19 protein-coding genes are annotated in these 16,232 nt (G+C 34.2%); 4 read left to right on the top strand and 15 right to left on the bottom strand.

Features of this window, described 5'->3' with window-relative positions:
* The first annotated feature begins 235 nt into the window (after positions 1-235).
* Entirely contained in the window at positions 236-2,485 is a 2,250-nt protein-coding gene (gene lip / locus HMPREF2737_RS04145; protein WP_070650045.1) for a YSIRK-targeted triacylglycerol lipase, read from the top strand.
* A gap of 233 nt (positions 2,486-2,718) precedes the next feature.
* Here the strand turns inward: lip and HMPREF2737_RS04140 are convergent, their stop codons facing one another.
* The 5 genes from HMPREF2737_RS04140 to HMPREF2737_RS04125 form a co-directional block, all read right to left on the bottom strand.
* A complete protein-coding gene (locus tag HMPREF2737_RS04140) occupies positions 2,719-3,006 on the bottom strand; it encodes a hypothetical protein (protein ID WP_037550880.1) in 288 nt (95 codons plus the stop codon).
* A 250-nt stretch (positions 3,007-3,256) separates the two neighbouring features.
* On the bottom strand, positions 3,257-3,793 hold the full coding sequence (locus tag HMPREF2737_RS04135; RefSeq protein ID WP_037550882.1) for a VOC family protein: 537 nt from the start codon (positions 3,791-3,793) through the stop codon (positions 3,257-3,259).
* A gap of 38 nt (positions 3,794-3,831) precedes the next feature.
* Positions 3,832-4,290, bottom strand: coding sequence for an MBL fold metallo-hydrolase (locus HMPREF2737_RS04130; RefSeq protein WP_324293420.1), 459 nt, complete (start codon positions 4,288-4,290; stop codon positions 3,832-3,834).
* A 6-nt stretch (positions 4,291-4,296) separates the two neighbouring features.
* Positions 4,297-4,428 (bottom strand): hypothetical protein, encoded by a 132-nt coding sequence (locus HMPREF2737_RS11965; protein WP_324293421.1) that lies wholly within the window; start codon positions 4,426-4,428, stop codon positions 4,297-4,299.
* A gap of 298 nt (positions 4,429-4,726) precedes the next feature.
* Positions 4,727-5,350 carry a nitroreductase family protein gene (locus tag HMPREF2737_RS04125; RefSeq protein WP_037550884.1) on the bottom strand — a complete coding sequence of 208 codons (624 nt, stop codon included), beginning with the start codon at positions 5,348-5,350 and terminating at the stop codon, positions 4,727-4,729.
* A 362-nt stretch (positions 5,351-5,712) separates the two neighbouring features.
* Between HMPREF2737_RS04125 and HMPREF2737_RS04120 the strand changes: the two genes are divergently transcribed.
* Entirely contained in the window at positions 5,713-7,122 is a 1,410-nt protein-coding gene (locus HMPREF2737_RS04120; protein ID WP_037550886.1) for an amino acid permease, read from the top strand.
* Between the two features lie 98 nt (positions 7,123-7,220).
* On the opposite strand, the gene HMPREF2737_RS04115 is transcribed toward HMPREF2737_RS04120, so the two are convergent.
* A complete protein-coding gene (locus HMPREF2737_RS04115; protein ID WP_037550888.1) occupies positions 7,221-7,883 on the bottom strand; it encodes an ABC transporter ATP-binding protein in 663 nt (220 codons plus the stop codon).
* 12 nt (positions 7,884-7,895) lie between these two features.
* A complete protein-coding gene (locus HMPREF2737_RS04110) occupies positions 7,896-8,945 on the bottom strand; it encodes an ABC transporter permease (protein ID WP_037550890.1) in 1,050 nt (349 codons plus the stop codon).
* 193 nt (positions 8,946-9,138) lie between these two features.
* Between HMPREF2737_RS04110 and HMPREF2737_RS11800 the strand changes: the two genes are divergently transcribed.
* Together HMPREF2737_RS11800 and HMPREF2737_RS11795 are read left to right on the top strand one after the other, a co-directional pair.
* On the top strand, positions 9,139-9,426 hold the full coding sequence (locus HMPREF2737_RS11800; RefSeq protein ID WP_208102765.1) for a LysR family transcriptional regulator: 288 nt from the start codon (positions 9,139-9,141) through the stop codon (positions 9,424-9,426).
* Positions 9,417-10,064: a LysR family transcriptional regulator substrate-binding protein gene (locus HMPREF2737_RS11795; protein ID WP_369682650.1), complete on the top strand. Its 648-nt coding sequence runs from the start codon at positions 9,417-9,419 to the stop codon at positions 10,062-10,064. The genes HMPREF2737_RS11800 and HMPREF2737_RS11795 overlap by 10 nt, the downstream gene beginning before the upstream one ends.
* A gap of 138 nt (positions 10,065-10,202) precedes the next feature.
* Here the strand turns inward: HMPREF2737_RS11795 and HMPREF2737_RS04100 are convergent, their stop codons facing one another.
* The 8 genes from HMPREF2737_RS04100 to HMPREF2737_RS04070 form a co-directional block, all read right to left on the bottom strand.
* Entirely contained in the window at positions 10,203-10,835 is a 633-nt protein-coding gene (locus tag HMPREF2737_RS04100; RefSeq protein ID WP_037550892.1) for an NAD(P)-dependent oxidoreductase, read from the bottom strand.
* 126 nt (positions 10,836-10,961) lie between these two features.
* Positions 10,962-11,390, bottom strand: a complete 429-nt coding sequence (locus tag HMPREF2737_RS04095) for an Rrf2 family transcriptional regulator (protein WP_037550894.1) — start codon at positions 11,388-11,390, stop codon at positions 10,962-10,964.
* 163 nt (positions 11,391-11,553) lie between these two features.
* Entirely contained in the window at positions 11,554-12,570 is a 1,017-nt protein-coding gene (locus tag HMPREF2737_RS04090; RefSeq protein WP_037550896.1) for a hemolysin family protein, read from the bottom strand.
* A 157-nt stretch (positions 12,571-12,727) separates the two neighbouring features.
* On the bottom strand, positions 12,728-13,159 hold the full coding sequence (locus HMPREF2737_RS04085) for a 6-pyruvoyl trahydropterin synthase family protein (protein WP_037550898.1): 432 nt from the start codon (positions 13,157-13,159) through the stop codon (positions 12,728-12,730).
* 179 nt (positions 13,160-13,338) lie between these two features.
* The gene (locus HMPREF2737_RS11790) at positions 13,339-13,617 is read right to left on the bottom strand and encodes a hypothetical protein (protein WP_229664808.1); all 279 of its coding nucleotides are present in this window, start codon (positions 13,615-13,617) and stop codon (positions 13,339-13,341) included.
* A gap of 299 nt (positions 13,618-13,916) precedes the next feature.
* Positions 13,917-14,120: a patatin-like phospholipase family protein gene (locus HMPREF2737_RS11785; RefSeq protein ID WP_229664812.1), complete on the bottom strand. Its 204-nt coding sequence runs from the start codon at positions 14,118-14,120 to the stop codon at positions 13,917-13,919.
* 524 nt (positions 14,121-14,644) lie between these two features.
* A complete protein-coding gene (locus tag HMPREF2737_RS04075) occupies positions 14,645-14,869 on the bottom strand; it encodes a hypothetical protein (RefSeq protein ID WP_011274482.1) in 225 nt (74 codons plus the stop codon).
* 154 nt (positions 14,870-15,023) lie between these two features.
* The gene (locus HMPREF2737_RS04070) at positions 15,024-16,196 is read right to left on the bottom strand and encodes a YbfB/YjiJ family MFS transporter (protein ID WP_037550900.1); all 1,173 of its coding nucleotides are present in this window, start codon (positions 16,194-16,196) and stop codon (positions 15,024-15,026) included.
* Positions 16,197-16,232: the final 36 nt, after the last annotated feature.

Raw genomic sequence — 16,232 nt, 5'->3', positions numbered from 1 at the left:
TTACTTTGAAAGAGATACGTTTTTTCACTTAAGGTATCCTCGCAATACATATTTTTTTACCTCATTTTGTAAACGCTTTCTCTTTTAAAATGAAAGGGAGGTCATTATGGAAGCTATTAAAGCGATCTTTAGCAAATTGTTTGAATTCTTGCCACGAGCGATCATTAATTTATTTATCTAATATGGATTCATAGATTTTCATTTTCAAAAATTAAATACAATAGAGGTGCTGTTTATGAAAACAAGAGAGAACAGATTTAGTATTCGTAAATTGAGCGTAGGCGCGTCATCAGTTGTAGTAGCAACGTTGCTATTCATGGGAGGTGGCTCAGCACAGGCAGCCGAGAAACAACAGGAAGTGGGAACTCCTGAAACGGCGTCAGCACAATCTATTGGGGATAAAGACACATACGCGACTCAAAAGGGACAAGTTCAATCAACTGAACAAGATAAGTCGCAAGCGTCTCAAACTGAAAATAATACAAATAATTCACAAACTAGCTTACATAATGAACATAATCAAACTGACGATGCATCTACAACGAATGAAACTATTACAACTTCAGATGAGACGCATCAAAGTACCACTGTAAAATCTGAGAAGCCAGCTTCAATTAGCGATAACCAACAAACTGAAGCTAAACAAACTTCTAAACAATCACTTTCAACTGATACACAAACTTCTAAACCAACTACTAACGACGGCATAACAAAGCAACAATCTGAATCATCTAAACAGGAAGAACCGTCAACGCAATCAACTGATACAGCTTCTAAAGCAGACGACACAATTAAGAAAACAATTGCACATACGCAATCACAAACTGATGAAACGTCTGATAATAAAAAAGAAGCATTAAATCAACTACATTCAAATGTTGTTAAATCTGAAGATGCAAATACTTCTTCAAATGAAACTAATCCAAACACAATTAAATCAACTGAACAACAACAGTCAATAGAATCAAATACGTCAGATAAACCAAAAATCGACAATCAACAAGCACAATCACAACCAAAGGATAATGACGACAATCAAGGTGACGCACTTAAAACCGCAACACAATCTCAGCAACAAACGTTAACTAAGAAGGAAGCGACAACCTCTGAAGTAACGAATCGTCTTAATACACAAAATAGCGATAATAATAATATTTCAATTGATGGGCAAACTAACCCTACTTTAGATGGTGATAAGTCTTCTAAACAAAATAAAGATGCACAATCTGGGTTAAATACACTTAAAAATAACGCAGTCGCAACGACAAACACTCAATCTAAATCACAAGCTGCAACTGGAACGAAAGATCAAACCAATAAAGTTGCGAAACAAGCTCAGTATAAAAATCACGACCCTATTATTTTAGTTCACGGATTTAATGGTTTTACTGATGACATAAACCCATCCGTACTAGCGCACTATTGGGGGGGCGATAAATTAAATATACGCCAGGATTTAGAAGAGAACGGCTATGAATCTTATGAAGCGAGCATTAGTGCGTTTGGTAGTAACTACGATCGTGCTGTCGAACTTTATTACTATATTAAAGGTGGAACTGTGGATTATGGTGCTGCACACGCTGCCAAATATGGTCATGAACGTTACGGTAAAACATATGAAGGCGTATATAAAGATTGGCAACCAGGCCAAAAAGTACATCTTGTAGGACATAGTATGGGCGGTCAAACGATTCGTCAATTAGAATCATTATTAAGAAATGGTAATCCAGAAGAACAAGAATATCAACGTGTACATGGTGGCGATATTTCACCTTTATATCAAGGTCAAAACGATAATATGATTTCATCAATTACGACACTTGGAACGCCACATAACGGCACACATGCGTCAGATTTATTAGGTAACGAAGCGCTTATTCGTCAAGTTGTCTTTGACGTAGGAAAAGTACTTGGCAATAAAGATTCACGTGTAGACTTCGGTCTGTCTCAATGGGGTCTAAAACAACAGCCTAACGAGTCTTACGTTGACTATGTCAAACGTGTTAAAGATTCAAAATTATGGCAAACCAAAGACAATGGCTTTTATGATTTAACACGTGAAGGTGCGACAAATCTTAATCGTCAAACATCATTAAACCCTAACATTGTGTATAAAACTTACACAGGAGAATCAACACATGCATCGTTGTTCGGACGTCAAAAATCTGATTTGAATTTATTCTTCCCATTTACCCTTACTGCTAATGTAATTGGTAAAGCAGCTGAAAAAGAATGGCGAGAAAATGATGGCTTAGTGTCTGTTATTTCATCACAACATCCATTTAATCAAGCTTATACACAAGCAACGGATACAAATCAAAAAGGTATTTGGCAAGTAACACCAACAAAACATGATTGGGATCATGTAGATTTTGTCGGCCAAGATAGTACTGACACAAAACGCACTAGAGCTGAATTACAACAATTTTGGCATGACTTAGCAGATGATTTAGTTCAAAGTGAGAATTTAACACGCACCGCTTAATACATTTCAAGTTTAATCAAGAGGAGGTCTCGTTATGTCTGGTACTTTTCTTCAATTAATAGGTTCTCTATTTAACATCTTAAAAGTATTATTCTCATAAATGCGTCATAACATGATAAGCACCACCTATTAAAAAACATTCGCTTTTCATAATAGGTGGTGCTTATTTTCATTCGTATATTGCTGTTGAAATCAAAAGTTCTTACACTAACATTTTTAATAATCACTAATGTTTATTCCGCGCCTTTATTAACAAATTGCGAGCTACTGGAGGCACTGTCTGCAGCAGATAAGGTCACTTTAATTGCGTCATTTGATTCATCGACTTCGTGCTGCAACTCACTATTAAGTCCTAACAAGTTATTCGCTTGTGTTTCATCACTATTAAGCTCTTCCAAACCATTTACAATCCCAGTCGCTAAAAATTCACATGCTTCGTCACTTTCAACATACACTTTTTCTTTTACAATACTTTCAATTACATCGATTAATTCTGATTTTTGAATTTGAATATCAATCATGAAAATTACTCCCTTAAATTGTTGTTGACATCAACAAAATTTTATGTCTTTAATTTTATACCCTTTTTAAGCATAGACATTCAAAATTGCATACATCTAATAACCCTAAACCCCTTATAATATCTAGCTTAACAAGCTACTTGGAAGGCTTGTTAAAGGCATTATACATTAATTTAAAAGGAGAAAATACTTAATTTTTTTAATATGACAAATGTGTCATATTAATGAATAATGATATGTTTAAACTACTTTAATTGTCGACCTTTTTCGGCACAAAAACTTCTGCCTCACTATCATATGGATAGTAAAATCCATTAGGTACCGTTTGTAATTCAATTAAACTTCCCCACGGACTTTTTACATAAACAGTTTGATTACCTTCAGTGTCTTCATATTTCGTATTCACATGCGGCTCTGAAATAGGTTGACCTCTAGCTTGCGTCAACTGTTTAACTGCCTCATCAAAGTGTTCTGCCTCGATATAAAAAGAGATATGCGTATAACCAATGTCTTGTAACGTTTGCGCTTGACCTTGATGTGCATCTTTAAATTCAAACATTTCAATATTCGGTCCATTACCAAAGACCATCATAAGTTTATGAATAATGGATGCCCCTTCTTCTAAACCAAGAATGTGTTCAACTATTTCCCCACCACGAGGTTCATCCGTCTTTCGTTGACTATCATAAGCAATCTTGCCGTTGATCCCTTCTTTGAAAAAGGCTGTCGCCGCTTCAATATCCGGTACTGTGAGTCCGATATGATTGATTCCTCGATTTATATTCATACACCATCACCTCTAATAACAATGTTTTAATATGCGAGTTACGTATGTTCACCACGACGGACGCGATCTATAATTTTTTGTAGTCTATTACGTTTATCTTCCTCATTTTCAACAAAAAAGACAGCACCTTCCCCTTCAATCGCAACCCAAGGTACAATAGCATCGAAATCTAGGTCTTGAATCAATTCCAGGCTTTTAATGGATGTTTGTCGGTCACTTGAATTGAGAATAACAGTACACCATTTCCCATCATCTACACATAAAAAGTCGCCTGTAAAAAGGAAACGATGTTCACCGTTATCCAATAGAAACATCGTCGTACCTGGCGTATGTCCTGGAGTAGAAATGACTTCTAAATCATCTGCAATCGGCTTACGTTGTTCAAACTGTCCATCAATCGGTACCGTTCGATTGATTGCTGCTACATCATCACAATGAATCCAAAATGGTATATCTATACTAGGTGTTCCGCCTACGGATTCATGCTCATGATTCATTAAAACTCATGAAGCACCGCCTAATAATTGGATATCTGTCACTGCTTCATTTAAACCTGGTGAATGATAAATGACTATATTGCCTTCTGGTCGTTCTAGCACAAATGACTTAATACGGTAGCGTTTATCAAATGGCAAGACTGCCTTTGTTGTTTCATATAATCCTTTCTGAATACGTGTTAATGTCTCTAATTATTTATTATCCATAAATGAATCACCCTTTTCGCAATTTGATGTCTTAAGCTATACCCTTTTTCTTCATCATAAATATGATTAGCACTGACTCTATACATCTCTTCATTAAAAAAAGCGGAACAGTATTCATAATGAACACACTGTTCCGCCCCACCGCATGAGTGACTTTAACTAAAAAACTTGATATAAGCGTCTTATCTTTTCAGTCAGTTACGCGTTTTTTCATTATTAAATTGAAGTATTATTTATAATCGATTACACGATCAACTGGCATTCTAAATGATGTGTGTGCCTCTTTAGCTTTCTTGCCTATTGCGACAATCATCACTGGAACATAACGTTCTAAATCATAGCCAAACGCTTTACCGATTTCTTCATGTTCAAAGCCACCAATTGGATTTGTATCATAACCGTGTTGTTTAGCAACTAACATCAATTGCATAGCAGCTAAACTACTGTCTACTTTAACAATGTCATTCATTGATTGGCGTGTGCGATTTTTATAATTTTCTAAAACAATCGGTAACATTTGTTCTTTAACTTCTTGTGGCATGTGACCATTGACAACCGCTTGTTCATAAATATATTCGCCTTCTTCATAGCATTGTAAATCCCCAAAAATGACAATCATTGCTGATGATGTATCATTTTGGTTTGTATTAAATTGAATTAATGGACGCAATTTAGCTTTCGCTTCATCACTTTCAACCACAACAAAACGCCAAGGTTGCATATTCACTGATGAAGGTGCTTTCGTTGCTTTTGCAATCATTTCATTCATTTCTTCATGAGGAATTTTATAATCTGGGTCGAAACCTTTAACTGATTTACGACCTTCTAATATTTCATTAAAATCATTAAGCATGATTAGCCTACTTTCTATCTTTTTTCTATAGTTATAATTTAAATGCAATTTACAAATATGTACAATTATATGTTTTAAAAAACTTTATATTTTAGACAGTAGGCAGTCTTAATTATAGGTATTATAGCCAAAGAAATGTCTATTTCACGCATGATGATATCATACACCTCTCTTATTTACACTTACTATTAATACGAAAATTTGTATAATTCATTGATTAAAAATTAATAAATAGGGTATCATTAATTTTAACAAAAAAATTAATTACATAATTTAATACAATTAATTAACTAATCATACAGAGTATTCGTAGTCAGTCATAATTTTAAGTCACATATATACTCATGAAGGGGACGAACATTATGGCAGATAAACTGCAAAGGGAATTAAGCAATAGGCATATACAACTTATTGCAATTGGTGGTGCGATTGGTACCGGATTATTCCTAGGTGCAGGTGAATCCATTCACTTAGCAGGTCCATCGATTTTACTTACTTATATTATCGTTGGTTTCGTATTATTTATGTTTATGCGAGCAATGGGAGAAATCTTATTGTCTAATCTAGGATTTAAATCATTTGGTGATATTGCCCATCATCATATTGGTCCAATGGCAGGCTTTATGGTCGGTTGGACATACTGGCTAACTTGGATTATTTCAGGTATGGCTGAAGTAACAGCCGTTGCTAAATACGTTGAATTTTGGTATCCAGCAATACCTAACTGGTTAACAGTTGCATTTACAATTCTTGTACTTGTAGGTATGAACTTATTTAGCGCCAAATTATTTGGTGAACTTGAATTCTGGTTATCACTAATTAAAGTTATTACGATTATCGCATTAATTGTTGTAGGTATTGTTATGGTCATCTTTGCAATGAAGACTGATTATGGTACAGCAAGTGTAGCGAATATTTGGAGTCATGGTGGATTCTTCCCTAATGGCATATCTGGATTCTTAATGGCATTCCAAATGGCAATCTTCTCATTTATTGGTATTGAGTTAATCGGTATCACTGCAGGGGAAACTAAAAATCCATATAAAACGATTCCTCAAGCAATTAACAATGTACCTTTCCGTATATTAATATTCTACGTTGGTTCATTAGCTGTTATTATGTCAGTTGTACCTTGGAATCAATTAGATCCTGCGGAAAGTCCATATGTAAAATTATTTGGTTTGGTTGGTATTCCATTCGCAGCGGGAATCATTAACTTTGTAGTTTTAACAGCGGCTGCATCTTCATGTAATAGTGGTATCTTTGCTAACAGTCGTACACTATTCGGTTTAGCTGGAAGAAAGCAAGGTCCACCATTCTTACATAAGACGAATAAACATGGTGTTCCATATTACGCTATCTTACTTACTTGTGGTTTATTAAGTATTGCGATTATTTTAAATGCAGTATTTAAAGATGCTACGAAGGTATTCGTTCAAATCACAACGTTCTCAACAGTACTCAATATTATGATTTGGACATGTATTATGATTGCGTATCTAGGTTTCGTGAAGAGAAACCCTGAATTACACAAAGATAGTAAATTTAAAATGCCTGGTGGCAAATACATGGCATATGCCATTCTTGCCTTCTTTGCATTTATCTTTATCGTTTTACTTATTAATAGTACGACACGTTTTGCAGTACTATTCGCACCAGTTTGGGCAATCGTACTTGTCATCATGTATCAAAAGTATCGAAAAGAATCTGAAAAAGCGACAATCGCCATGGAAGATGAAAAAGATTTAGAAAAAGAATTAAAAGATAAATAGATGTTAATTAACTTTATCTAGTAATATCAAGTCATATAATTAACTCCCTCAAAGTAGCCATGATTTTCAAAGCTTACTTGGAGGGAGTTTTATTTTAATTATTTTTCTTTTAAACGTCCATCTTCCATATGGAAGACTTTATCACAGAACTTGGTTAATCGTTCATCATGTGTAACGATAATACACGTTTTATGACGTTGTTTAGATTGTTCTTTTAAGATTTCCATAACTGCCATCGTATTTTCAGTATCGAGCGATGCAGTTGGCTCATCAGCTAAAATAATAGAAGGTTGTGTATAAATTGCCTTAGCAATCGCGACACGTTGTTTTTGTCCTCCTGACACTTCAGAGGGTAATTTGTTCTCAATTTCTTTTAAGCCTAAATCGTTCAACAATTTATCATATTCTTCAGTACTTAACACATCTTTTTTATAACTCTTCAATAAATGGAATTGTTGTTTTACTGTTAAGAATGGGACTAAGTTCGTCGCTTGTAATATAAAGCCAATTTCTTTCATTCTCATTTTAGCTAATTGCTTCTGACTCATTTTTGAGATTTTCTTATCATTAATATATATTTCACCGGATGTTGGTGTTTGTAACGCACCAGCCATTGTTAAGAACGTACTCTTACCGGAACCGGAAGGGCCAACAATAGCTATAAGTTCACCTTTTTCAAAAGATAAGGATGTCGGTTTAACTGCTTCAATTGTATGATTACCATCTTGGAATTCTTTAGTCACTTCATCAAATTTTAACATGGTGGTACCTCCTTACCCGATCGCCTTGAGTGGGTCTATTTTTCTAATGGATAATACTGAGAATAAGCTACCAACAAGAGATGTTAGTATTAAAACGATACCAAAGATAATGAGTGTACCGATATTAAATTGGACAGGTACCGCTTCAGGTAAGACTAAACTTGTCAGTAATGTCAGTATTAAGCCAATCAAAGTACCGATTAAGGCTAATATAAAGGTTTGTGCTAACACCATCTTCATTAAGAACCCATTCGTAAATCCTTGAGCTTTTAGTACTCCGAATAAATTCTTTTTCTGCAACGTGATGACATATAAGAATACGCCAATGACTGTGGCAGAAATAACAAATAAGAATGTAATCATAAAGTTCATTGTTAAGTTTTGTGGTTTGTAGCCTGGTAGGTTCTCTACAAAGTCATCTATTCCTATAACTTCTAAATCTTTATCAACATTTTTATCTTTCCAATTACTGTCTTTTACAACTACAGCATTGGTTTTATCTGATGATAATGCTGGGTTAATTTTTTCAATCGTTTTGTCATTTGCGAAAATAACAGGAGAAGCATTATATTTAGCACTTTCTGATACGCCAACGATATGTAGTTTCTCATCAGATTGAGATAGCGTGATGGTGTCACCAACCTTAAATCCCTTGTCTTTCAATGATTGATCGATCACGACATCATTATCTTTATTAAATTTTTTGCCTTCCTCAATCATTGGAATCAAGAATGAGTTTGATGTTACGCCAAAGAGTAATGCATTCTCTTCACTATCTCCGTTAGATGCAATAACGCCAATTTGTTTTAACGGTGCCTCTTCTTTAAATTTGCCTTCAACGTCAGACGATTTAAAGACAGATTGTTGAACCGTTTGGTTGGCATCTTTATTTAAAACAATCGCATCTGCTTTCCATTTCTTGATGCCTTCAGTGTTCATATTAATTAAACCACTTGCTAACCCGGATAGTAAAAAGAGTAAGTAACTAATTAATACTAGAATGCCTATAATTAATCCGAATTTAAGCTTGTTGCGTTTAATTTCGTTCCATGCAAGAAACATTTAATCCCCTCCTTTATGTGTATTATTAACAAGTATAGCAATACTTATATAAAAAATTACAATGAATTAAACTATTTAAATATTATTCATATTGAACATCATAAGAAAGTTCTACAAATTGGTTATATTGTGTCACGGCTGTTAAATTCAATTGAACTTGGTCAGCAATATCATTAAAAAGGAGGATATCGATATGACCTATAAAAATAAAATTCAATATTTAGAAGCCATTCAACGTTACGGCAGTATTTCACACGCAGCCAAACACCTTTATATTTCTCAACCCTATTTAAGCCGTTATATTAAAGACGTTGAGAATGACTTAGGTGTGACATTAATTAACCGGGACAGCAACCCGCTAGAACTTACGTATTCAGCTGAGCGATTTCTAGATTATTTACATGAAATTGAGGATATTGATACTCGAATGCGTGATGAATTGCAGACAATTTCTAATTTGAAAAAGGGCGTATCCGTATAGGTGTTAATCCTATTTTAGCTACACATACGCTTTATAGTATCTTGCCAAAGTTTATAGAACATTACCCGGGCGTGGAGATTGAATTAGTAGAAGAAGTGACACATCGAATTGAACAAATTATTTCCGATCAAAAAGTGGATATAGGTGTGACGATATTACCGTTATATACCGAAGATTTATCTTATGATATTTTATACACAGAAAATGTATATTTAGCGTTACCTCCAGGACATCAGCTTATCGAACAAGCTAAAGCACACGCTGATGATGGTGAATTTCCATTTCATTTGTTAGATAATGAGAAATTTATCTTGCTCAAGCCTGAAATGACATTACGCCAATTATCTAATCAAATCTTAAATGATTATAATGTTGTACCTGAAGTGATGATGGAAACGGTTAGTGTCAAGAATGCGCTTCGTCTCGTCAATGAAGGTACCGCAATCACATTTGTCCCTAAGAGTGTTAAAGATATGACGTCTCATCGTTTTAATGGCACGTTTGTCCAATTGAACCCACACCACTATTACAATCGAGTCGTATTAGCATACAAAGAAAATGATAAAAAACCACTATCTAGAGCAGCTAAGACATTTATCCAAATGGCGAAATCCGGAATGAAACAAGATATGAATTAACAACTACTTTATTAGACATAGAAAAGACAAAAGACGTGGGACAATGAATTCATAAAGAATTCTGTTCCACGTCCTTCGTTTGCTTATTCTCAGACAATAATCATTTAGCTTTAAAATTAATCGTTCAATATATTATACTTATTCGCCAACGACTGTGAATCGCTCGTTAATGTGAGCTGCATTTTCAGCTTCGTCTACAATTGCAATAGCGTAATCCGCATAGCTAATGTAGCTATTACCTTGACTATTTACAAGCAATTCATCTTTACCTAATGTATAAGAACCTGTACGTTTACCTTCTGCATCGAACTCTGCTGATGGACTAACAAATGTCCAAGTAATGCCCTCGCTATCTTGAAGATCTTGGAGATTACGTCCTTGACCTTTAGCAGTTGGTTTAAACATATCTGGGAAATCTGGTGTTTCAAGTACACGTGTTGTATGTGCCTCATCTACGAATAAGCTACCTGCACCACCTACTACAATCACTCTTGTATCTACTTCTTTAAGCAATTTAATTAAAGCGCGTCCCGCTTCTACATGGGCTTCTTCCTCACCTAATGGCGCACCAAATGCATTTACAACAACATCAAGATCTTTGATGTCATCTACTGTTAAACTGAAAATATCTTTTTCAATCACTTTCACATCTTGATCATTTAGTTTGCTCGCATTTCTAACAATTGCAGTGACTTCATGACCACGTGCTTGTGCTTCTGTTAATACTTTATTTCCAACTTTACCTGTTGCTCCGATAATACCAATTTTCATGATTTATTCCTCCACATTTTTATATTTATGGTGATGTCAGTCAATTAGGTCGTTGTGAGACAGCTTCATTATCGCACTTGTGCTTGTAACCATAACAGTTACATGTAAGATATAACGGATGACGACTTATCCGTTTCGTTGCAAGATGCCTGTAACAATATCATCCATTGTGACATTAGCCAAGGCACCTTCCATCGCATCTTGTGCACGTAAGAGAATGATTTCAAGCACACTCTGGATATTAGCACCTACAACACAATTTATATTCGTGTCTTCATGCATTTGGAATAATTCGCCTTCGTCAACGACTTCCACCGCTTGATACACATCAAGTAATGTAATGTCTGTTAAAGGTTTTCGCAGTTGAATGCCACCACTCCCTTGCTGTGTTTCGATTAAATTCGCTTGCTTTAATTTACCTACTAATCTTCTAATTACTACAGCATTAGTGTTCACACTACTAGCAATCCAAGAGGACGTTAATGGTTGCGACTGTTCAACTTTGACTAGTGCTAGAATATGCACAGCCACAGTGAAACGACTACTAATTTTCAATCTTCTCACCTCATGTAACCGTTATAGTTACAAGTTAATTTATAAGTCACTGTTTTTGAATTTAATTAATTTTGGTTTTAAAAAAGACCCAATCATCAAGATTTTTAAAATCTCAATAATAGGGTCATAATAATAATATTAATTATATAAGACTAAATTCACATTAATTATATTCATCTTCGATATCGCCAACGATTTCTTCAAGAATATTTTCTAAAGTAATGATTCCCTTGAAATTAGCGTCATTATAAACTGCTGCGATATGCACTTTTCTCTTTTTCATCATTTCTAATATGTGTTTCAATGGTGTATTCATTTTAACGTTAATAATTGGATTAACGAACGTCTCTAGTTTAGATGGTTGTTCCACGTTGAACAATGATTTGGAATGTATGAAACCAACAATTTGATCATCTTTAACAGCTGGATATCTTGTAAACGCATCTATTTTAATTTGTTGAATCGCATCATCAAAACTCGTATTTAAGTTTAGCGTTTTAGCATGTTTTTCATCAATCATAATATCTTTTGCGACTAAATTATCAAACTTAAATGCTTGGTTAATATGATGTAACTCACTATCATTAATTTCGCCACCTTCATGGCTATCGTGGATTAATTGTTTCAGTTCTTCCTCAGAATGGAAGACTTCACTTTCTTTAGCAGGTTTCATATTGAACATTTTTAATATCAAACGTGCTGCACCATTTAATATCCAAATAAATGGATACATTATTTTATAGAAAAAGATAATCGGTTTCGCAAAAAGCAATGTAATATATTCTGCCTTTTGGATAGCAATCGTCTTAGGTGCCATTTCACCTACAACAACGTGTAAAAATGTCGCGATAACAAATGCGCCACCAATTGTGAATGGATGTATCCAAGCTTCAGGAATACCAATACTGCTGAATAAAGGATGTAATATAAATTCAAATGTAGATTCTCCTACCATACCGATACCTAGTGCGGTAATGGTAATACCTAATTGACAGGCAGCTAAGTATTCATCAAGATGATCGACAACCTTTTTTGCGGCAATCGCTTTCTTCTCACCTGCATTAGACAATTGTGCAATTCTTGTTTCTCTGACTTTAACAATAGCGAACTCTGTCGCCACGAAAAAAGCCGTTAGGACTAATAATAATATAAAAGTAATAAGACTAAGTGCGGTCCCCAAATATGTTCCTCCAAAATAAAAAATTGTAGACTTGCTACTATACTAATTGTATCAATAATACATATATAATCAAAATATTTAAATTTTAATTACTTATATAAATAGTGCTTAATTCAAAAGGCAAAATTGAGAACCCTTCTTTTTTATAAGTAGTGACTTAAGGCTTTATAATGGAACGATTTAGACTTACCCCATGGCGGTCAGTCTCAAATAGCTGTAACGCATACATACAATGTTCACCCGGAAGATGTTGTTCAAATTCGTCCCAAATCCACATTGCAATATTTTCAGCAGTCGTATTCATATCAGGCAACGTTTCATTAATGAGTTGATGATTCAATTTAGGTTCAATCACTTTATTATAAATTGCATCTACTTCGTTAAAATCTAATCCAAGACCATAATCACCAATTGGTGAAAGTACATCTACATACAAGCGATATGAATGATTATGCAAATCTCGAAATATATCTTCACCAAAATAAATTCGATTGTCACATTTAAAATCATATTGTTGTTTTAACACAGTTCGGCCCTCTCTATATTTAAATTGATTGGGTGGTTGAATATGATTGAAACGATTATGCATTGTTCATGCTCCTCTCTTTTACATTTAATACTATTGCCCAAATATCTTCTAAATATTGTTACTAATTAAGAACCTAATAAAAATCATTGGAAATCACAACGTCCACACAAGAAATTGTTTAATTTAAGCATACTAATCGTCGTTCATTCCAAATTCGAACATCGTTTATAATATCACTTTTATTCATTCCAAAAGTTTCTAATTATCTCTACATCTTCAAGTGCCTGAGTTTCTCTAGCTTTGAAAATGTCAGGTCGTATTGATGGATCTACTGTATTACCGCTTAGTTCATTTAATTTATCAAATACTGCTTTACTAGGTGTAATTAATTTAATTTTAGCGCCACTTTCTTCGAGTTCTTTAATGGCATCTTCTAATTTATATGGAGTTGAAATAGGAAAATTCGTCGCAAAAATAAGTACTTTCTTAGCACCTATAGCTAAATCTGCATTCTCCATGGAATGACATCCACCATCAAAATGTTTGTCACCATCAATCGTCGTAGCCGGCCAAACACCTGGTAACTCGAACCACTTGAAGCCATAGCTTTATGCAAGTTCACTTGACTATCAGACGTTAGTGCGACACGCTTTGCCTTACGCGCATTAATAGCAGTAATCATTAAATTAGATGGCCATTCAGTACCTTTAATTCTATGTTCTAAGCGAGTAATATGTACGCTCTCATTATATTTATGATCTTCTAGTACGTAGAGACTATAATTCTCAATCCATTCTTTAGGTGAATTCGAATGCTCTTATATTTGAGCATATCTTTCGAAGATACCTGACATATCTTTAACTGGCGGCATTTCATTAGATTTAGGCGCAATTTGCTCATCATAAATGACATCAAAACTCTTGTCAGATGTTAATCCTGTAGCAACTTGCGCGCCACCCGATGTACCTATCATTAAATCTGCATGACGAACATCTATACCTTGATTAGATAATGTTAACAGATAGCCTAACTCCCAACCTATGGCTAGCGAACCACCACCGCCAAGTACAATTTCATGTTCTTAATTGTCTTTTTTATTCATATTACAAAAAAAGAAGAGAGGCTAGGATATATTTCCCAGATAAATAGCCAGTAAATAAGTCTTTAAAAATTTATTTATCGGCTTCTTTATTAACAATTCTTCGTATTGTTGGCTCGCTTTCTTAGGGGACAGCTTCAGCCTGTAGTCTTCAGCTTGTCCTGTTCCCTCAAGAGTCTCGCCAAAATACTTTGTATTTTTACATGGAAATACTTTAAAAAAGACAATTTCTATATTATTTAAATAGAAATTGTCTTTTTATAATTATTCAAGAACTTAATGTTCCAGCCTCTACAAATATATATTAGCAGTAGTTGACTGGTGGGCGAAGCCCCCAACAAAGTGAATTTCATAAAGAAATTCTACAAGCTAGGCAAGCTGGGGGTACAATGAAATAAATATTGGAAAATATTATTTCTGACCTACTCCCCGACCGATAATTCATATTAATCTAAATAATTTTCAGCATGCTCAAGACCGAAATGTTCATCTTTAGCTTTTTCTTTTTCATATTCTTCTTGAGAGATTTGTGTAATACTTTCAACTGCATAACTTACTTTTTTCGCAAATTGTTCAACTTCTTCTTCATTTTTAGCCAATACAAATACTGTTAAGATATTATCATCAACAATATCTTTATAATGTTGATAACGTAATTTATAAATATTCATGTGACAATCCCCCTATAAATTAAAAACCTCATGTCATTTCATTTTTCATGAAAGGTTTAATTAGTAAAATATGCCCTGTTTTTATTACTTCCAAACTTCTATATTGCTTACGATTTTAAAAATTCTTAATTAAACCATGTATTTCAAGATATTTTTATTTATATGCATTAAATCTATAGCTTATTACACTAAATATGAAACCTAGTATAAGTAATATCATTGCGAAGGTTAACGCCAACTGATAATTATTTGAATCTCCGATGAGTAATCCCGCAATCATTGGCGCTATCATTTGTCCGACACTATAAATGACTGTTAATAAAGATACAAGATTTAACTTTTGATTTGTATAATACATAAGTTCTTGGCTTTTCGACATAAATAATGTTGTTAAACCTAAGAAGGTTGCACCAAATAGCATCGACGTAATGATTAAGCCTAGCATATGATGTGAAAAGATAGGCAAGCCTACACTAATAATTTGTAATATTAATGCACTATATATCGCCTTTTTGTACCCAAACTTTTCAGCAAATAATGACCAAATTAGTGTGGCCGGCATTGCACCTAGACCTACAAACATCCAACTTAATGCAGCGTAATCTGCGTATGCAGGTATAGTCTTAATAAGTGCGACTAAAAATGTACCTGTAACTATATAGCCCGCTCCCTCAAAAAAATAGGCAATAGAGAATGGAATAATAAATGTACGATTTAATGCCTTCCCTGGATTCTGATTTGATGACGTCGTATGTATAGAGATTGAAGGGTTGTTTTTCATACTGGTTAGTATAGTGATACCTGCCATTAAAGACACAACACCTAATATAATCCATGTTGCTTTCCAAGTCTGAGCTTGCGTATAAAGAAATATAAAAATACTACTAGAAAATATTCCTATTCCTACTGCACTATATAAAATTCCCGAAATACTTTGTTTATTAGCCATTCTTAATGCTTCTAACGCCACATTAGATGCTAAAACAAAGATCGTACCACTCGTTATCCCGGCAATTATTCGCAGTACTGACCAGATTAGAAAATGCTCTGAAAGTCCCATAAAAATAACAGAAATCACATTAATCATGACATATAACTTTAAATCAAAGACTTTAGATTTTATCGTAATAAACATAGGTATGATAGCACCGATTAGATAACCTAAATAATTGAATGTCGCTAACAGGCCTGCATTTTGGTTATTCATCGAAGTATCTTGTTGCATAAATGGCAAAATTGGCGTATATGCAAAACGGCTAATTGACATTGCAATCATTAATGCCAGCATGCTTAATACCAATTGTTTATAAGCTTGCTTTGGTATCATAAAAAACCTCCCGTCTAGTATGTACCATTAAGTATA

The sequence above is a fragment of the Staphylococcus sp. HMSC069D12 genome, assembly GCF_001810405.1.
GTDB lineage: Bacteria > Bacillota > Bacilli > Staphylococcales > Staphylococcaceae > Staphylococcus > Staphylococcus haemolyticus.
The sequence above is the reverse complement of the archived record's forward strand: the minus strand, read 5'-3'. Positions and strand labels throughout refer to the sequence as shown.